This window comes from Pseudomonas jessenii, assembly GCF_002236115.1.
GTDB classification, from domain to species: Bacteria; Pseudomonadota; Gammaproteobacteria; order Pseudomonadales; family Pseudomonadaceae; genus Aquipseudomonas; species Aquipseudomonas jessenii.
In genome coordinates, this window is record NZ_NIWT01000008.1 from 303,775 (window position 1) to 319,778 (window position 16,004).

At 60.2% G+C, this 16,004-nt stretch carries 22 protein-coding genes; 6 read left to right on the plus strand and 16 right to left on the minus strand.

Annotated features, from left to right (window positions below; translation table 11 throughout):
• The first annotated feature begins 305 nt into the window (after positions 1–305).
• The gene (locus PSJE_RS26400) at positions 306–866 is read left to right on the plus strand and encodes an RrF2 family transcriptional regulator (protein ID WP_090454745.1); all 561 of its coding nucleotides are present in this window, start codon (positions 306–308) and stop codon (positions 864–866) included.
• Between the two features lie 95 nt (positions 867–961).
• Here PSJE_RS26400 and PSJE_RS26405 read toward each other — a convergent pair whose 3' ends face one another.
• On the minus strand, positions 962–1,297 hold the full coding sequence (locus PSJE_RS26405; RefSeq protein WP_057715459.1) for a hypothetical protein: 336 nt from the start codon (positions 1,295–1,297) through the stop codon (positions 962–964).
• 99 nt (positions 1,298–1,396) lie between these two features.
• Positions 1,397–1,582: a hypothetical protein gene (locus tag PSJE_RS26410; protein WP_090454743.1), complete on the minus strand. Its 186-nt coding sequence runs from the start codon at positions 1,580–1,582 to the stop codon at positions 1,397–1,399.
• 165 nt (positions 1,583–1,747) lie between these two features.
• On the opposite strand from PSJE_RS26410, the gene PSJE_RS26415 reads away from it, so the two are divergent.
• Both PSJE_RS26415 and osmE read left to right on the plus strand, forming a co-directional pair.
• Positions 1,748–1,987: a hypothetical protein gene (locus PSJE_RS26415; protein ID WP_057715461.1), complete on the plus strand. Its 240-nt coding sequence runs from the start codon at positions 1,748–1,750 to the stop codon at positions 1,985–1,987.
• Between the two features lie 13 nt (positions 1,988–2,000).
• On the plus strand, positions 2,001–2,351 hold the full coding sequence (osmE, locus tag PSJE_RS26420; RefSeq protein WP_057715462.1) for an osmotically-inducible lipoprotein OsmE: 351 nt from the start codon (positions 2,001–2,003) through the stop codon (positions 2,349–2,351).
• A 130-nt stretch (positions 2,352–2,481) separates the two neighbouring features.
• On the opposite strand, the gene PSJE_RS26430 is transcribed toward osmE, so the two are convergent.
• On the minus strand, positions 2,482–2,670 hold the full coding sequence (locus tag PSJE_RS26430; protein ID WP_057715463.1) for an SPOR domain-containing protein: 189 nt from the start codon (positions 2,668–2,670) through the stop codon (positions 2,482–2,484).
• A 217-nt stretch (positions 2,671–2,887) separates the two neighbouring features.
• Between PSJE_RS26430 and PSJE_RS26435 the strand changes: the two genes are divergently transcribed.
• Positions 2,888–3,250 (plus strand): NUDIX hydrolase, encoded by a 363-nt coding sequence (locus PSJE_RS26435; protein ID WP_057715464.1) that lies wholly within the window; start codon positions 2,888–2,890, stop codon positions 3,248–3,250.
• Positions 3,251–3,253: 3 nt separating this feature from the next.
• On the opposite strand, the gene PSJE_RS26440 is transcribed toward PSJE_RS26435, so the two are convergent.
• From PSJE_RS26440 to PSJE_RS26480, 9 genes are all read right to left on the minus strand, one after another.
• Positions 3,254–3,952, minus strand: coding sequence for an alpha/beta hydrolase (locus tag PSJE_RS26440; RefSeq protein WP_090454741.1), 699 nt, complete (start codon positions 3,950–3,952; stop codon positions 3,254–3,256).
• A gap of 42 nt (positions 3,953–3,994) precedes the next feature.
• Positions 3,995–4,768 carry a 1,6-dihydroxycyclohexa-2,4-diene-1-carboxylate dehydrogenase gene (locus PSJE_RS26445; RefSeq protein WP_090454739.1) on the minus strand — a complete coding sequence of 258 codons (774 nt, stop codon included), beginning with the start codon at positions 4,766–4,768 and terminating at the stop codon, positions 3,995–3,997.
• A gap of 157 nt (positions 4,769–4,925) precedes the next feature.
• On the minus strand, positions 4,926–5,939 hold the full coding sequence (gene benC / locus PSJE_RS26450; protein ID WP_057715467.1) for a benzoate 1,2-dioxygenase electron transfer component BenC: 1,014 nt from the start codon (positions 5,937–5,939) through the stop codon (positions 4,926–4,928).
• 10 nt (positions 5,940–5,949) lie between these two features.
• Positions 5,950–6,438, minus strand: coding sequence for a benzoate 1,2-dioxygenase small subunit (benB, locus tag PSJE_RS26455; RefSeq protein ID WP_090454737.1), 489 nt, complete (start codon positions 6,436–6,438; stop codon positions 5,950–5,952).
• Positions 6,435–7,799: a benzoate 1,2-dioxygenase large subunit gene (gene benA / locus PSJE_RS26460; protein WP_057715469.1), complete on the minus strand. Its 1,365-nt coding sequence runs from the start codon at positions 7,797–7,799 to the stop codon at positions 6,435–6,437. Before benA ends, benB begins: the two co-directional genes overlap by 4 nt.
• Before the next feature lie 268 nt (positions 7,800–8,067).
• The gene (locus PSJE_RS26465; protein ID WP_057715470.1) at positions 8,068–9,027 is read right to left on the minus strand and encodes an AraC family transcriptional regulator; all 960 of its coding nucleotides are present in this window, start codon (positions 9,025–9,027) and stop codon (positions 8,068–8,070) included.
• Positions 9,028–9,238: 211 nt separating this feature from the next.
• The gene (gene catA, locus PSJE_RS26470) at positions 9,239–10,168 is read right to left on the minus strand and encodes a catechol 1,2-dioxygenase (protein WP_057715471.1); all 930 of its coding nucleotides are present in this window, start codon (positions 10,166–10,168) and stop codon (positions 9,239–9,241) included.
• Between the two features lie 55 nt (positions 10,169–10,223).
• Positions 10,224–10,514: a muconolactone Delta-isomerase gene (gene catC / locus PSJE_RS26475; RefSeq protein ID WP_008053771.1), complete on the minus strand. Its 291-nt coding sequence runs from the start codon at positions 10,512–10,514 to the stop codon at positions 10,224–10,226.
• Positions 10,515–10,524: 10 nt separating this feature from the next.
• Positions 10,525–11,673, minus strand: coding sequence for a muconate cycloisomerase family protein (locus PSJE_RS26480; protein WP_167362859.1), 1,149 nt, complete (start codon positions 11,671–11,673; stop codon positions 10,525–10,527).
• 124 nt (positions 11,674–11,797) lie between these two features.
• Here PSJE_RS26480 and PSJE_RS26485 point away from each other — a divergent pair, with 124 nt between their 5' ends.
• Positions 11,798–12,682, plus strand: a complete 885-nt coding sequence (locus tag PSJE_RS26485; protein ID WP_090454734.1) for a LysR family transcriptional regulator — start codon at positions 11,798–11,800, stop codon at positions 12,680–12,682.
• Between the two features lie 84 nt (positions 12,683–12,766).
• Here the strand turns inward: PSJE_RS26485 and PSJE_RS26490 are convergent, their stop codons facing one another.
• Positions 12,767–13,666 carry a polysaccharide deacetylase family protein gene (locus PSJE_RS26490; RefSeq protein ID WP_057715475.1) on the minus strand — a complete coding sequence of 300 codons (900 nt, stop codon included), beginning with the start codon at positions 13,664–13,666 and terminating at the stop codon, positions 12,767–12,769.
• 207 nt (positions 13,667–13,873) lie between these two features.
• On the opposite strand from PSJE_RS26490, the gene PSJE_RS26495 reads away from it, so the two are divergent.
• Complete coding sequence (locus PSJE_RS26495; RefSeq protein ID WP_090454732.1) at positions 13,874–14,554, plus strand: SOS response-associated peptidase family protein; 681 nt, start codon at positions 13,874–13,876, stop codon at positions 14,552–14,554.
• A 159-nt stretch (positions 14,555–14,713) separates the two neighbouring features.
• Here PSJE_RS26495 and PSJE_RS31395 read toward each other — a convergent pair whose 3' ends face one another.
• From PSJE_RS31395 to PSJE_RS26505, 3 genes are all read right to left on the minus strand, one after another.
• Positions 14,714–14,860 (minus strand): hypothetical protein, encoded by a 147-nt coding sequence (locus PSJE_RS31395; RefSeq protein WP_167362858.1) that lies wholly within the window; start codon positions 14,858–14,860, stop codon positions 14,714–14,716.
• A gap of 64 nt (positions 14,861–14,924) precedes the next feature.
• Entirely contained in the window at positions 14,925–15,236 is a 312-nt protein-coding gene (locus PSJE_RS26500) for an AzlD domain-containing protein (protein WP_167362889.1), read from the minus strand.
• Positions 15,236–15,934: an AzlC family ABC transporter permease gene (locus PSJE_RS26505; RefSeq protein ID WP_090454730.1), complete on the minus strand. Its 699-nt coding sequence runs from the start codon at positions 15,932–15,934 to the stop codon at positions 15,236–15,238. The genes PSJE_RS26500 and PSJE_RS26505 overlap by 1 nt, the downstream gene beginning before the upstream one ends.
• Positions 15,935–16,004 lie beyond the last annotated feature (70 nt).

The following is a 16,004-nucleotide window of genomic DNA, read 5'->3' on the forward strand; positions in this document are numbered from 1 at the left end:
CCTGGGGGGGAATGACCAAGTGTTGAAAATCGTTGAGCGGTTTAAGGACCGACGCGGGCTTGTACCCAGATAAGCGTCTGCCACTGCGACCGAGTAACTACGACTGTATTGATCCTAGTTAAATCCCGCAACAGGTTTTTATCGAGGGCTGCCACCGAAAAACGTGACCCATGACCTGAGCCCCCTGTATTCAGCGCATCACAGGAGTGTTTTGCTGTCATGAAAAAAGATCCAACGAGAAGGGATTCGTTGCCTTTCTTGCTCTCGGCTGTTAGAATTTGCGACTAATTCAGTCGGAGATTTGCATGTCTCTTTACAGCGCGGGTGTCGAATACGGCATCCACTGCCTGCTTTTTCTGGTGGGTAATGGCGGCGACTCGCGCGAAGCGAGCGTGCGCGACCTTGCCGATCTGCAAGGCGTCCCTCAGGACTATCTGGCGAAAATCTTCACCAAGCTGGCCAAGGCCAGACTGGTGGTCGCCACCGAAGGCGTGCGCGGTGGCTTCAAGCTGGCCCGGCCCGCTGACGAAATCACCTTGCTGGATATCGTCAATGCCATCGACGGCCGCAAGTCGATTTTCGATTGTCGGGAGATCCGTGGTCGTTGCGCCGTGTTTGACGGTGCCCCGCCTGAATGGGCACTGGAGGGTCTGTGCGCGATCAATGGCGCGATGATGGTTGCGCAAAAACGCATGGAAGAGGCCCTCGCGCAACAAACCATCCTCGACATCGCCAGGAAATTCGGGCGCAAGGCCCCGCCAGAGTTCGGCGTCAAAGTGGAAAGCTGGATGAACGAGCGCCGGGAACGCAAAAGTGCCGCCCAGGCCAGTGAGCAAATCATTCCGACGACCAACCTTTCAGACTGATCCACACAAAAAAAAACCGGATGCGCGCCAGGCATCCGGTTTTTTTCTGGATTCAGGCGAACATCGGTCGCTGACCGATTTTCAGCCTCCCGCGCTTACAAACAGTCGCGCACGATTTTGCGCAGGTCGCCGGACTTGGCCCAAGGTGGCCCCTGATACAGCGAAACCCGGCTGCCTTCCTTGTACTTCACGATATCCAGCACTTCGTCGGCCGTGATCACGCTGGGCGCGGTGATGCGGAATCCGTTGGATATCGAAACCTGGGTCGTATTCGATACTTCCTTTTGCCAGGCAGGCAACACGCACGCCGCATACTCTTTTGGCGTCTTCTCGCTGTGCTTGCTGACGTTCGGCTCACCCGGTACCAACGAAGCCGGCAACGAGCACCCGCCCAGCAATGCCAACACGACTCCCCCCATCAACATCCGCATGCTGTTTCCTTTAATTTGAAATAAGAAAATGTAGCTCGCCGTCGTCCCTACAGCCATCCCCAACGATTCAGCGACTGTCATTGATATCGCTTGCCCCGGTTAGTTCCTTGAATTCAGATAATCCATCCATCTTTCGCAGGCGTCATGCTGGCGTTGTGTGACTTGCTCCCATTGCGGCTCGCTGAGTTGATGGGCCGATATCAATTGCATCGTCTCGTTGGTCGCCGCCTCCAGGTCAGCGATCAATTCCTGGGCCATGGCCCTGAAATCATCGATTGTGGTCATTTTACGTCGCCCCCGCAGGAACAATCGGCACTTGAGTAGGACAGCTTATTTTTTCGTTCACTGTAGTTTTCCCGACCAAAGGAGACCTCGCTGACTCAGACGAACACAACATACGGCGCGGTAAACAGGTCTAAAATTTTGGTGTGCAAAGTTCAGGAGGTCATCATGTGGCTTAACAAATCGGAACAGGAACTTCGGCGCGATCTGCAAGGGCTTGCGTCAGATTTGCGCTGGTCGGCCGTCGAGCTGTTGCGCATCGAGCAGCAATTGCGCCTGCTCGGGAGCGAAGTCGACGCGCAAGCCGTTCAAAGACTGTGTTCTTTATTTCAGGGCGATGAAGAAAAACTGTCCGGCTACGCCGAGGAAGTGAAGGCCAAGGTCATTAGCCGCAACAAGGCTCAATAGCGGGAGCGCTGCCATGAACAGACCTCTATTCACGCTGGTCGTCGTACTGACCGCGTTGGCAGGCTGCAGTACCAACTCGATCTACAAGGATCAGCCGCTGGTCGCGAAAGTCGACACCGGCATGACCCAGGAGCAAGTCCGGCAAATCGGCGGCCAGCCACTGGCGGTCAGCGATCGTAGCGTCGAACCCGGTACGTGCTTTGACTACAAACTGACTCATGCCGACCATCAGCAGCCGTACAACGTCAGTTTCGATGGCCGCGGCATGGTCGACCACAAGAGCTTCATGACCTGCGCGGAGTGGAGCCACACGCAGCAAAAGGCCCGGGAACCCTCCCGCCCCAGCGGAGGCGGCGGCTACTAGCGCCCTTAAGGATTTTGCAGGCTGTAGGAGCGAGCTTGCTCGCGATGGACTCAAGCGCGGCGGGTTTAGCCAGGAAACACGCGTTATCGTTAGCGACCATCGCGAGCAAGCTCGCTCCTACAGGGGGGCTTCATTTTCCCGCTGGCCTGGCAGCACGTGCCCTGTAGCCGGGCAGCGATGCGGCAAATGCCAGCGCTTCTTCCCGACTGGCAAACGAGCCAAGTCGGTCACCCTGGGTACATACCCGCCAGGGGCCGTTGTTCACGCTGAGTACGTCATAACCATTCATGTGCATCTTGTTCAACATCGGAACGCTCATAGTCACCTCCTCTCGGGCAGTGATCTCAGGTTGACTTGCCTACCTTACACCCACCCTTGTCCAAAATACCGACCAGACGTCGCCATGGAAATTCCCGAAATCGATTGCACTTTTCCTCGCATTGCCCCCTCGAATTACTCGTAAAGTGCTCAATCGGCCCTGGCCCGAATGCTGCATTTCAATGCCTGCACCATCTCAACCGGCCATTAGGTAATCAATGAAAGTACGCGCAACGATCATCTTCGAGCAGGAAAGGCATGTACTGCTGGTACGCAAGCGAGGAGGACGCTGGACGCTGCCCGGCGGCAAGCTTGAACAGGGTGAAAGCGCAGCCGATGCCGCCGTTCGCGAGCTTCTGGAGGAAACCGGCCTGCGGGTCGACGAGTTGATATACGTGCTGGAACTGGAATCGGGCGGCACCCGACACCACGTATTCGAGGTGTCGGTGCTGAATCTGGAGCAATTGCGGCCGCTGAACGAAATCACCGATTGCATCTGGCACCCGCTTGATGCGCTACACAACCTGAACATCAGCGACACCATGCGCAGTATTGCCAGCACCTTTGTACGCCGCTTGTAGGCCCTAGCCTTTGGCCAACGCCGTCGCAGCCCTGTCGATCAAAGCCGCCACTTCGGCGGGCATCGACGCCAATGACGCGTGGCTGGCATTCAAGGTCAGGATCTCCCGGGCGTTGAGTCGCGCGGCCATCCATTGCTGGTTCTGTGGCGCGATCATCCGGTCTGCGGTCGAAATCTGATACCACGATGGCTTTTTCTTCCAGGCCACCGTGCCAATGGTGTCACCGAAGGTACTCGCCAGCGGCGCTTTCTGGGTGATACCCATGACCAACCCTTCGGTCGCCGGCAGGTCCTGACAGAAGCTTTCGTGGTAGAGCTCAGGCTTGACCCACAGGTATCCGTCGCTGTCGGGAGCCAGGTTGGCCGCCGCCGCTGGCAGATGCCTTTGCGTGATGCCACCGGGGCTTTCACCGGCGTCCGGTGCGAATGCGGCGATGTACACCAGGCCCACCACATTCGGCAAATCACCCGCTTCGGTGATCACTGCGCCGCCATAGGAATGCCCCACCAGCAGCACCGGACCGGGCACCTGGGCGACCATCTTGCGCGTACGCTCGGCATCATCGGCCAGCGAAGTCAGCGGCAACTCGACGGCACGAATGTGCGTGTCACCACGGCTGACCAATTTAACAATGACCTTGTTCCAGTGGGCAGCGCCGCCCCAAAAACCATGGACCAGCACGATCGTGGGTTTATCACTCATCACCATGACTCCGTTTGCCGATGGGGTTGTCTGTCGTTCGCCTCAGCCCTGATCGCCTCCGCCCACGGGCATGACCATGCCGGTGATATAGGACGCGTCGTCGCTGGCCAGAAACAGAATAGCCCCCGCCTGCTCATCCAGGGTGCCGTAGCGTTTCATCAAACTGCTGTCGAGGGTCTGGTCGACGATCTGCTGGTACCAGAGTTTTTCCTGCTCACTCTGCTCGGCACCATTGCGGGGTATGCGTCGCGGCGGTGCTTCGGTGCCGCCAGGCGCCGTGGCGTTGACTCGCACGCCGCGACCGGCGGTTTCGAACGCCAGACAAGCGGTCAAGGCATTGACCCCACCCTTTGCCGCACCGTAGGGCACGCGGTTGAGGCTGCGGGTGGCGATGGAGGAAACGTTGACGATCGCACCGCTGCCCTGCTGCAACATGAACGGCAGCGCGGCATGGCAACACCACAAGGTCGGGAACAGCGAACGGCGAACCTCGGCCTCGATCTGTGACGCTTCATAGTGCTCGAACGGCTTGGCCCAGATCGTCCCGCCGACGTTATTGACCAGCACATCGAGGCGACTGAAGCGCTCGACGGCGGTTTGCATCACCCGACTGCATTCCTCGTATTGCTCAAGGTCGGCGGTCAGGGCCAGTACCTGGGTGGTTGGCGCCAACTGTTGCTGGACTTCGAACACCAGGTCGGAGCGATCCACCAGGATCAGCTTCGCCCCTTCGGCGGCCATACGCTCGGCCACCCGCCGCCCGATACCTTGGGCAGCGCCGGTGATCAGGGCGACTTTTTCGTGAAATCTGTTCATGTGTACCTCATGAAGAAGGTTGCCGTTCAACTGTGGGAGCGAGCTTGCTCGCGAAGAGGTCCTTCCAGTCGACATATCTGGTGACTGCCAGACCGCTATCGCGAGCAAGCTCGCTCCCACAGGGGGTATTTACCAAGCAAGGGAAATCGCCTGCGACTCACGCCGCGCTGGCAGCAAATTTTTCGTAGTAGAAATTCGCCGGTTTGATGCCTTGCTCGCCAATGTACCGGCTGACGGCTTCGACCATCGGCGGCGGGCCGCACAGGTAGACGTCGACGTCGCCATCGTTCAAATGCCTGGGCTCGATGTGCTGGGTCACATAGCCCTTGAGCGGGTGTTGGCTCTCGGGGCTGGCGACGCAGGCGCTGAAGGTGAAGTTGGGGATGCGCGCGGCAAAGGCTTCGAGGCGGTCGAGTTCCACCAGGTCGAAATCGTGGGTCACGCCGTAGATCAGATGCAGCGGGTGATCGCTGCCCTGCTCGGCGATCTTCTCCAGCATCGCGGTGAACGGCGCCAGCCCGGTGCCACCGGCCAGCAGCAACAACGGCCGACGGATGTCGCGCAGGTAGAAGCTGCCCAAGGGACCGGCCAGGCTCATGCAGTCGCCGGCCTTGGCCATGCCGGTGAGGAAGCTGCTCATCAGGCCACCCGGCACGTTGCGGATCAGGAAACTGACCTCACCGTCGCGCTGCAACGAGCTGAACGAATAGGCACGGGTCTGCTCGCTGCCGGGAATCCCCAGGTTCACGTATTGCCCCGGCAGGAACGCCAGTTTGCTCAGGGATTCGCCCTTGATCGACAGCGCGATAGTGCTGTCGGACAGTTGGCGCACGGCACTGATGGTCGCGTCGTAACTAGCCTGACGGGTGCGGCAAACCTCGGAGGACGTCGGCACCCGCACCACGCAATCGCTCTGGGCACGCATCTGGCAGGTCAGGACAAAACCCTGCTCGGCCTCTTCAGGGCTGAGGGCGTCTTCGATGTACTCCTCGCCCAGATCGTAGGTGCCGGCTTCGGCAAAACACTTGCAGGTACCGCAAGCACCGTCGCGGCAGTCCAGCGGGATGTTGATGCCCTGGCGGTACGCGGCATCGGCCACGGTTTCGCCGACGTTGGCGTCGATGAACCGGGTGACGCCGTCTTCAAAATTGAACGCAATGGAATGGGTCATGACGGCAGTCTCACAAGTGGTAGACATCGATGACCTGGCGAACGTAATCGTTCTTCAGAATCACTTTCTTGGCCAGGATCAGCAGGTTTTCACCGCGCACGTCGAGGGTGTAGAAACTGCTGCCGAAATAGCTGTCGACGGTCTTGTAGCGAAAACTCAGGGTGTGCCAGTTGAAGCGCACCTTGCACAGTCCGTCGGCCTGTTCGAGCAGCTCGATGTTGCTGATGTTGTGGGAGGTGCGGGTGTCCGGCACGCTGGCGCTGGAGCGCTCGGTCTTGATGCGGAAGACGCGGTCTTCAAGGCCCGTGCGGTTGCCGTACCAGATCAGCGAGATTTCCCGCTGCGGGTCTTCGGTCAATTCGTCGTTGTCGTCCCAGGACGGCATCCAGAATGTCGCGTCGGGGGCGTACAGCTCCAGCCACTCGTCCCACTGGCGGTCGTCGAGGTAGCGCGCCTCGCGGTAGAGGAAGTCGCGCACGGCATCGTAAGAAATGGTCATTGCACGTCCTCCACGGCGATCAGCTTCGACTGTTCGGCAGCCAATGCCTTGAGCATGGTCTGCTGCCAGTACTTGTGTTGCAGCACGAACAGGCCTTCGTCCTCGGTGCGCACGCCGCTGAGCAGCGGATGCAGGTCGATTTCTTTTGCAGCCTCGTCAGCACCTTCAATCCAGTGCTCGGCGCCACGGGACATGTCGTTCCAGGTGGTGACGCTGCCCTGGTAGCTGGTCTGACAGGAGCGGAACTCTTCCAGATCGTCGGGCGTTGCCATGCCGCTGACGTTGAAGAAATCCTCGTACTGGCGAATCCGGCTCGAACGGGCGTGGTCGCTCTCGCCTTTGGGGGCGATGCAGTAGATGGTGATTTCCGTGCGGTTGACCGAGATCGGCCGGGCAATGCGAATCTGCGAGCTGAACTGGTCCATCAGGTACACGTTCGGGTACAGGCACAGGTTGCGCGAGTTCTCGATCATCCAGTCGGCGCGGGCCTTGCCGAAGTCTTGCGCCAGCTCATCGCGGCGCTCGTACAGTGGACGGTCCTCGGGGTTGGCCCAACGGGTCCAGAGCAGCATGTGGCCCTTGTCGAAGGAATAGAAACCGCCGCCCTGCTTGGCCCAGCTGCCGGCGCTCATGGTCGGGTTGGTGTCGCCGGCTTCGCGCTGCTTGCGCTGGTTCTGGGTGGCCGCGTAGTTCCAGTGCACGGAGCTGACGTGGTAGCCATCGGCGCCGTTCTCGGCGGTGAGTTTCCAGTTGCCTTCGTAGATGTAGCTGGAGGAGCCACGCAGCACCTCCAGGCCATCGGCGGACTGGTCGACGATCATGTCGATGATCTTCGCCGACTCGCCCAGGTGTTCGACCAGTGGCAGCACATCGGCTTTCAGGCTGCCGAACAGGAAGCCACGATAGGACTCGAACCGCGCAACCTTGGTCAGGTCGTGGGAGCCTTCGCAGTTGAAACTCGACGGGTATCCGGCGTTGGCCGGGTCCTTGACCTTGAGCAGCTTGCCGGAGTTGTTGAAAGTCCAGCCGTGGAACGGGCAGGTGTAGGAGCTCTTGTTGCCGGACTTGTGTCGGCACAGGGTCGCGCCGCGATGGCTGCAGGCGTTGATAAAGGCGTTGAGCACACCGTCCTTGTTGCGCGCGATGAAGATCGACTGGCGCCCCATGGTAGTGGTGTAGAAATCGTTGATGTTGGGGATCTGGCTTTCGTGGGCCAGATACAGCCAGTTGCCTTCGAAGATGTGTTCCATCTCCAGATCGAACAACCGGGGGTCGGTGAACATCTCGCGCTTGCAGCGATAGAGGCCTTGCTCGGGATCGTCTTCAAGCAGGGAATGCAAATATTCGGGTCGCAGGGTCATGGCCGCCGCCTCCATTGTTATTGTTCAGGCAGGGGTCATGCTAGGACGGGGGGTCAGGCTGGAATATCCGCGGGGTGCAGACCTTTATCCGTTTTGTGCAGTGTGTTTTTTGTAGGAGCGAGCTTGCTCGCGAAAAACCTGAGAGCACTGCGGGGTGTCAGGTTCCCCGCGTCATCGTTGACCTCCATCGCGAGCAGGCTCGCTCCTACAGTAGATCGGGTACATCCGCGAGCGACTGGTCGACTACAAGGCCGCCATTGCTGGCGCCTCAATGCCGGCGCTTGAGGGTATCGGACGGCAATTCGCCGAACTGCTTGCGGTAGCTGTCGGAGAACCGGCCCAGGTGCAGGAAGCCGTAATCCATTGCCACTTCGGTGACGTTGCGCACGTTGCAGGTCGGATCGCTGAGGCAGGCGTTGATGCGTTCCAGGCGTTTCTGGCGTAGATAGTTTTTCGGCGTGAGGCCGGCATTTCGCTCGAACAATCCGTACAACGAGCGCAGGCTCATGTGGGCCTGGCGCGCCAGCTCTTCGCTGTCGATGTCCTGTTTGAGGTTATTGGCGATGTAGTCGGCAATCGCCTCGAACGTGGCCGTCTGCGAGCCCAGTTCGAGGCGGCTGACGTTGGTTTTCATCAAGCTGAGCATCTTGCTGACGATGATCTGCGTGTAATGCTCCTGGACCCTGGGGATCTGCTCGGTGGATTCGGCCTCCTGGCAGATCATCGCCAACAGGTTGACGAAGCCTTCCAGTTCATCGAGCTGATAACGGTTTTCCAGAAACCGCACGCCCTGCCCCGGATAGCGCCAGCGCTGCTCATCGCAGACCGATTCAAACAAGCGGGTCGGGACTTTGAGGATGAATTTTTCGCAATCGGCGGAGTACGTCAGGTCCACCGGATCGTCAGGATTGATCAGCAGCAATTCGCCGGGAGCGAAGTAATGTTCCTGGCCGTGGCCACGCCACAGGCAATTGCCGCGCAGCAGCACTTGCAGGTGATAGATGCTGTCCAGCGCACCGGACGTCACCCGCACACTGGCACCGTAGCTGATGCGGCACAGGTCGAGGCTGGCGAACTTGCGATGGTCGAGACTGGCCAGCGGGCTGCCGGCACGGGGCATGAGAATGCAGTGGTTACCGACGTGCTGATTGACGTAGCCCGACACCGCATAGGGGTCGGCATGGTCGAATACTCTGCTGCGCTGACTCAACAGTTGAGCTTGCATCATCGGGTCACTCTCGTTGTTGTTATAGGTTGCGTCGGGGCATTCTAGAACACTGCATCAGTCCCTTGAAATTTTCCAGACAGTTAGTCGAAACCCTTGTGGGAGCGAGCTTGCTCGCGATGACGGAGTGCCAGTCAACATGGATGTTGAATGTAAAACCGCTATCGCGAGCAAGCTCGCTCCCACAGAGTGGTGATCCCACAGGGTCGTGCTATCAGTCTTCCAGTGCGCGAACCCGCTCGTGGCGCTGCTGTTCTTCAGGCTGGGCCGAGGACTGCAGGGTGAAATCGAAGTCGATTTCGGCAAAGCGACCGCTCACACCATGGGCCGCCGCACGCTGCTGATCGTCGCTGAAGGTGATTTTGGCGATCAGTTCGTCACGGGTGGCGTAGGCGAAATCGTCGTGCAGGTATTGATCGCCGTCGAGGTTGATCTGGGTGGTCAGGTGGCGATGATCCGGCGCGGAAATGAAGAAGTGCACGTGCGCCGGACGCTGGCCATGACGACCCAGTTGATCGAGCAGTTGCTGGGTCGGACCGTCCGGTGGGCAGCCATAGCCCGACGGCACGATGCTGCGGAAACGATAGCGGCCTTCGGCGTCGGTCACGATGCGGCGACGCAGGTTGAATTCCGATTGCGTGGTGTCGAAGTACGAGTAGGTGCCACCGGTGTTGGCGTGCCAGACATCCACCACGGCACCGGCCAGGGGTTCGCCAGCGGTGTTGAACACGCGGCCTTGCATGAACAGGGTCACACCCGGATCGACGCCGTCGTCCAGACGCGCTTCGCCTTGCGACAGCGGCGCACCCGCCACGTACAGCGGGCCTTCGATGGTGCGCGGGGTGCCACCGGACTTGCCGGCCTGCTCGTCTTCGGCGTCCATCAGCAGGTCGAGGTAGTGCTCCAGACCGAGACCGGCCACCACCAGCCCGGCTTCCTGGCGAGCGCCCAGCACGTTGAGGTAGTTGACGGCTTTCCAGAACTCTTCCGGGGTCACGGCCAGGTCTTCGATGATGTTCACCGAATCACGCAGGATGCGGTACACCAGCGCTTTGGTCCGTGGGTTGCCGGCGTCGTTGAGCAGGCCGCTGGCCTCTTCGAGAAATTTCTGGACTTCGGCAGTGTGGGAAATCTTGACGTTCATTTTGAAGGGTTCCTCATCTTGTAATTATTAGCGTAGCGCGCTGAACAGGCTGGGCTCAGCGGTCATCGTCACGGATGGAAGAAGGATGCCGGCACATCGCGTCGATTTCGATGGCCATGTACGGGAACAGCGGTAATTGCATCAGCAGGTCATGCAGTTCCTGAACGCTGTCGACATCGAACACGCTGTAGTTGGCGTAGTGCCCGGCGATGCGCCACAGGTGGCGCCACTTGCCCTGCTCTTGCAGGCGCTGGGCCAGGGCTTTCTCGTCAGCCTTGAGTTTGGCTGCCGCTTCGGGATTCATGTCGACCGGCAGATTCACGGTCATTTTTACGTGGAACAGCATAATGCTCTCCTCAGGCTTGATGAATGGCGGTGGATGTCTTGTCGCGGCGGAAGAACGCCAGGCGCTCTTCATCCAGGCTCAGGCCCAGGCCCGGCGTTTTCGGCACGTGCAGTTCAAAATCGCGATACACCAGCGGTTCGCTGAGAATGTCTTCGGTCAGCAGCAACGGGCCGAACAGTTCGGTGTCCCACGCCAGCTTGTTCAGGGTGACGAAGGCATGGGCCGAGGCCATGGTGCCCAGGCCACCTTCAAGCATAGTGCCGCCGTACAGGGCAATACCGGCCGCTTCAGCGATCGAGGCGGTGCGCAATACGGCACGTGGGCCACCGTTCTTGGCGATTTTCAGGGCGAACACCGAAGCCGCGCCTTCGCGGGCCAGGTTGAACGCATCTTCCACGCATTCGATGGATTCGTCGGCCATGATCGGCGCCGGGCTCATGGCGTTGAGGCGAGCCATGCCGGCGCGGTTGTTGCGCGAGATCGGCTGTTCGATCAGGTCGATGCCGTTGGTGCCGAGGATCCGGCAGGCCCGCAGCGCCACCGCTTCGTCCCAGGCCTGATTGACGTCGACCCGCACGCTGGCGCGGTCACCCAGGGCCTTCTTGATGGCGATGACGTGGGCCAGGTCGCGGTTGACCTCCCCGGCGCCAATCTTCAGTTTGAAGATACGGTGGCGACGCAGGTCGAGCATTTTTTCCGCTTCGGCGATGTCCTTCTCGGTGTCGCCGCTGGCCAGGGTCCAGGCCACGGGCAGCGCGTCGCGAACACGGCCGCCAAGCAATTCGCTGACCGGCAGGCCGAGGCGTTTGCCCAAGGCATCGAGCAGTGCGGTTTCAATACCGGATTTGGCGAAGGTGTTGCCGCGAATGCTGCGCTCCAGGCGCAACATGGCAGCGTTGACGTTGTTGCTGTCCTGGCCGATCAACAGTGGCGCGAAGTGCGCGTCGATGTTGGTCTTGATGCTGTCCGGGCTTTCATTGCCGTAAGCCAGACCACCGATGGTGGTGGATTCGCCGATGCCTTCGATGCCGTCGGCGCAACGCACGCGGATGATCACCAGGGTCTGGTTCTGCATGGTGTGCATCGCCAGCTTGTGCGGGCGGATGGTCGGCAGATCGACGATGATCGTCTCGATCGACTCAATGGCTGTTGCAAGCATTTCGATACCCGTCAGGTTCTTGAAGTTCTGGAATCGATTCTCGTACGGCTTTTTTCCTGAAGCCAATATAGAATTGGTCTGACTTGATACCTTAAAGGTATGCAACTGATTGACTGGAGGCCCCATGGAACTGCGGCACCTGCGTTACTTCCAGGTATTGGCTCAAACCCTCAACTTCACCCGCGCGGCCGAGTTGCTGCACATCGCCCAGCCGCCCTTGAGTCGGCAGATCCAGCAACTGGAGGACGAACTGGGGGTGATGCTGCTCGAGCGCGGCCGACCGCTGAAGTTGACCGACGCCGGGCGGTTTTTCCACGAGCACTCCACCGCCCTGCTCGAACAACTGAACAAAGTCTGCGACAACACCCGGCGCATCGGGTTGGGTGAGAAAACCTGGCTGGGTATCGGCTTTGCACCGTCGACACTGTATGGCGTGCTGCCGGAACTGATCCGCCGGTTACGCAGTGGCGAGCCGCTGGAGCTGGAGCTGGGGCTTTCTGAAATGACCACCCTGCAACAGGTGCAGGCGTTGAAGACCGGGCGCATCGATATCGGTTTCGGTCGAATCCGTATCGACGACCCGGCCATCGTCCAGACCGTGCTCACCGAAGACCGCCTGGTCGCCGCCCTGCCCGCCGGGCATCCGTTGCTCGCAGGGCCCATCAGTTTGCGGGAACTGGCCAAGGAACCCTTTGTGCTGTACCCCGGCAATCCAAGGCCGAGTTACGCCGACCATGTGATTGCCCTGTTCGAGTCCTACGGCGTGAGCATCCACGTCGCGCAATGGACCAACGAGCTGCAAACGGCGATCGGGTTGGTGGGGGCGGGAATCGGCGTCACGCTGGTACCGGCTTCGGTGCAGTTGCTGCACCGCGACGACATCGGCTTCACCCCGCTGCTGGAAGACAACGCCACCTCGCCGATCATTCTCAGCCGACGGGTGGGCGATGTATCGCCGGGGTTGAACCATTGTTTGCGGATGATTGATGAGCTGCTGCCAGCTACTTGAGGCAATGAATACCTGTGGGGACGGGGCTTGTCGGAACGCCGCACCGCCCCGTTGGGCTGCGTAGCGGCCCTATCTGCAGGTTTTCTAACGGGTGTTCCCGCCCCAGATCCAGTTCCAGAATCCCGGCAATTCGACCGGCTGCGAACCGTCACGCACGGTGCGCGCCATGGCCGCCCGCTGTAACGCAGCCTGATCGTCGTAAAACGGCTTGTCGGCGGTTTTCACCCCGGTCTCCCGGGCGCTGTCGAGCAGAATCTGCAGGTATTCGCGGGTATGCCGGGCGGTATAGCGGTTGAGGTCGTGGAAGGTCACCACCACCGGAATCACGCCATCGACCACCGGCAACTCGCCGCGGGCAATGCGTTCGCGAACTTCGGACATCGAGCGCAGCATGTGCGACCGGCGCCGGGGGCTGGCGTTGAAGCCCCAGATCTTGCCGTCATTGGCGCTCAAGTCGGTGAGCAGTACATGCAGGCCATGCCGCTGATAAGCGGCGAAGGTGCGTTTGTCGTAGTTCCAGAATGGCGGGCGCAACAGGGTTGGCGCAGCGCCGGTAATCGCAGCGATGTCGGCGCTGCCATCGGTGAGGGCCTGCTCCAACACGGGTGGGTCAAGGGAACGATGATTGGTGTGCCGGGGTGTTGCCGTGTGGAAGCCCAGGATATGACCTTCGGCATGTTCACGACGCATGATGTCCCGGCCCAATTCGCTGCCGCCGGCTCGCGGAGCGCGGGTTTGCACGAAGAACACGGCTTTGATGTCCGATTGCAGCGGGTTTTGCGCCAGGCTCTCCAATACAGTGACGGTCGGATTCCACCAACTCGATGCACTGGGGCCGTCATCGAAGGTCAGCAGAAACCGGATGGGGGGTTGCGCCTGCAAACGCTGCTCGGTCCGCGGAGTCATTTCGATGGGTGCGGCGATACAGCCGAACAAACCCACTGCCAGGGCGCACACCGTTAAACACTTGAACAATCGTTTCATCTTTTGCCTTGGGCCAGACCATCACGGTCGATACTTCAATGGGCAAGGATCCTTCGCCCGCTCATCCGTCGTCGGCCCGCATCGAGACGACGGGCCGAGGTTGGATAGGGTACACAGGGTTTGGTTCCGGTGCTTGCCAGGCCCGTTTCGCCACGAGCAACTAAACTCAAAGCTTCGGTCGGAGCGTCTTAACCGGAGTGTCAGGCCATGTGCGGACGACTGTCGCAATACCGTGGAATCCACGACTTCGTAGCGGTGCTGAGCATCCCCGACGCGCTGATCAATCGCGTCGGCAACGAACCCCTGGGGCACTATAACGCCGCCCCCACCACGCAACTCGCCCTGCTGCACCTGGAGAATGAGCGGCTGCACGCCGATGCCGTGCGTTGGGGTTGGCGACCGCACTGGGCGACGGATCGCGTGGAGCCGGTCAATGCCCGGGTCGAGAAAGTCGCCCACGGCCCGTACTTTCGGGCGATCTGGCCCCATCGCGCGATCTGCCCTATTGATAACTGGTTCGAATGGGTCGACACCGGCGAGGCCAACAAACAACCGTGGCTGATCCGGCGACGGGACCGCGCCCCGGTTTTCTGCGCGGCCATCGGCCAGTACCCCATCGGCGGAGCGCCCCACAGGGAGCACGACGGTTTCGTCATTCTGACGGCCGACAGCGCGGGCGGCATGCTTGACGTGCATGACCGCCGACCGGTGGTGTTCTCGCCCGAACTGGCGCGGGAATGGCTGGACCCGGCCACGCCCAAGGAGCGAGCCGAGGAAATGGCGTTATCCCAGGGCGAGGCCAGCGATGTATTCGAGTGGTACAAGGTCGACAGGGCCGTTGGCAACGTCAGGAACCAGGGCGCCACGCTGATCAAGGAAGTCCCATGAACTGATCAACAGCTGTAGGAGCGAGCTTGCTCGCGATGGACTCAAGAGCGCCGCGTTTAGCCAGTAAACACGCGCAATCGTTAACGACCATCGCGAGCAAGCTCGCTCCTACAGCAGCATTACGCTCAATGGCGGGGCTTCGTTGTATTCCCGTGCCGCTCAGAACTTGCGGTCAGGCTCTGACAGTTCCTTACCGTCGTCAGGATGCTTCCAGTCCGGTACCGAACGTTTCTGCTGCTCAATCTCTTCTTCCGTGGGTTCGTCTTCATCTTCTTCCGGGTCCGGTTGCTTGGGTTCATTGGCCATGTTCACCTCTCTTCCTGAAGGGATCGGTCATCAACTTAAGCTTAGATCAGTTCCCCTGCCCCGCTCAGAGCCACCAGCGCAGCAAAAAGAAGAAGCCCATGCTCAACAGCATGCTGAGCAACGTATTGCGCGTGTAGAGCACCAGCCCGACCGCCACCAGCGAGCTGATCAGATAGGGATTGTCCCAGTGCAGATTCAGCTGTTTTTCCGGCATGAACACAATCGGCCCGCAGATGGCGGTCAACATGCCCGGTACGGCAAACCCGAGGAACTGCCGGGCATTGCTGCTCAAGCGTAGCGGCAGTCGCGGTTCCAGAAAAACATAGCGGTTGAGGAACACCAACACGCCCATTCCGATAATCACTGCCCAGACCATCATGTGCGTCCACCGTAGAATTTATTGCAGACAAACCCGGCGGTCATGCCCGCCAGCCCCGACAGCACCAGCGCCGAGCCCCATTGCCAGTAGCTGAACAGCACCGAGCAGAACAGCGACACCGCCACGCACACCACGGTCGGCACATTGCGCACCACCGGGGTGATCAGGGCGATGAAGGTCGCCGCGATGGAGAAATCCAGGCCCAGGTGTTCAAGACCGGGAATGCTGCTGCCGAGCACAATGCCCGCCAGGGTGAACAGGTTCCAGGCGATGTAGAACGTCAGGCCCACGCCCAGGGCGAACCAGCGGTTGAACTGCTGTTTGTCGTGCTGGCTGGTCAGGGCGAACAACTCATCGGTGAGCAAGAACCCCAGGCCCGCGCGCCAGCGCCCCGGCAATGGCGAAATCACCGAGCGCATGCTCATCCCGTAGAGCAAATGCTGGGAGGTCAGCAGCAGTGTGGTCAGCAAGATCGAAAAAATCCCGGCACCGCCCTTGAGCATGCCGATGGCCACCAGTTGCGCGGCACCGGCAAACACAATGCTCGACAGGCCCTGGCCTTGCAGGGGCGTGAGGTTGGCTTCGATGGCCATGGAACCGGCCAGCAAGCCCCAGGGCGCGGTGGCCAGGGACAACGGCATGATCGCCGCTGCGCCGCGCAAAAAGGCACTGCGCGGCATGATTGAGTTGGACATAACGTTCTACAGACAGGGATAGACCCCAGACTGTGCCAGCAGTCGCGGCCGAAGGCTTGAACAATCTTGC

Bases quoted from the DNA above. Each gene is read 5' to 3' on its own strand.
- benB (WP_090454737.1), bottom strand. From the start codon at position 6,438: ATGACCATTTCTTACGATGCCGTGCGCGACTTCCTCTACCGCGAGGCG.
- benC (WP_057715467.1), bottom strand. From the start codon at position 5,939: ATGACCCATTCCATTGCGTTCAATTTTGAAGACGGCGTCACCCGGTTC.
- PSJE_RS26430 (WP_057715463.1), bottom strand. From the start codon at position 2,670: ATGAGCGTTCCGATGTTGAACAAGATGCACATGAATGGTTATGACGTA.
- osmE (WP_057715462.1), top strand. From the start codon at position 2,001: ATGAACAGACCTCTATTCACGCTGGTCGTCGTACTGACCGCGTTGGCA.
- catA (WP_057715471.1), bottom strand. From the start codon at position 10,168: ATGAACGTCAAGATTTCCCACACTGCCGAAGTCCAGAAATTTCTCGAA.
- PSJE_RS26440 (WP_090454741.1), bottom strand. From the start codon at position 3,952: ATGAGTGATAAACCCACGATCGTGCTGGTCCATGGTTTTTGGGGCGGC.
- PSJE_RS26435 (WP_057715464.1), top strand. From the start codon at position 2,888: ATGAAAGTACGCGCAACGATCATCTTCGAGCAGGAAAGGCATGTACTG.
- PSJE_RS26415 (WP_057715461.1), top strand. From the start codon at position 1,748: ATGTGGCTTAACAAATCGGAACAGGAACTTCGGCGCGATCTGCAAGGG.
- PSJE_RS26400 (WP_090454745.1), top strand. From the start codon at position 306: ATGTCTCTTTACAGCGCGGGTGTCGAATACGGCATCCACTGCCTGCTT.
- PSJE_RS26480 (WP_167362859.1), bottom strand. From the start codon at position 11,673: ATGCTTGCAACAGCCATTGAGTCGATCGAGACGATCATCGTCGATCTG.
- catC (WP_008053771.1), bottom strand. From the start codon at position 10,514: ATGCTGTTCCACGTAAAAATGACCGTGAATCTGCCGGTCGACATGAAT.
- PSJE_RS26500 (WP_167362889.1), bottom strand. From the start codon at position 15,236: ATGGTCTGGGCAGTGATTATCGGAATGGGCGTGTTGGTGTTCCTCAAC.
- PSJE_RS26505 (WP_090454730.1), bottom strand. From the start codon at position 15,934: ATGTCCAACTCAATCATGCCGCGCAGTGCCTTTTTGCGCGGCGCAGCG.
- PSJE_RS26445 (WP_090454739.1), bottom strand. From the start codon at position 4,768: ATGAACAGATTTCACGAAAAAGTCGCCCTGATCACCGGCGCTGCCCAA.
- PSJE_RS26410 (WP_090454743.1), bottom strand. From the start codon at position 1,582: ATGACCACAATCGATGATTTCAGGGCCATGGCCCAGGAATTGATCGCT.
- PSJE_RS31395 (WP_167362858.1), bottom strand. From the start codon at position 14,860: ATGGCCAATGAACCCAAGCAACCGGACCCGGAAGAAGATGAAGACGAA.
- benA (WP_057715469.1), bottom strand. From the start codon at position 7,799: ATGACCCTGCGACCCGAATATTTGCATTCCCTGCTTGAAGACGATCCC.
- PSJE_RS26405 (WP_057715459.1), bottom strand. From the start codon at position 1,297: ATGCGGATGTTGATGGGGGGAGTCGTGTTGGCATTGCTGGGCGGGTGC.
- PSJE_RS26495 (WP_090454732.1), top strand. From the start codon at position 13,874: ATGTGCGGACGACTGTCGCAATACCGTGGAATCCACGACTTCGTAGCG.
- PSJE_RS26490 (WP_057715475.1), bottom strand. From the start codon at position 13,666: ATGAAACGATTGTTCAAGTGTTTAACGGTGTGCGCCCTGGCAGTGGGT.
- PSJE_RS26485 (WP_090454734.1), top strand. From the start codon at position 11,798: ATGGAACTGCGGCACCTGCGTTACTTCCAGGTATTGGCTCAAACCCTC.
- PSJE_RS26465 (WP_057715470.1), bottom strand. From the start codon at position 9,027: ATGATGCAAGCTCAACTGTTGAGTCAGCGCAGCAGAGTATTCGACCAT.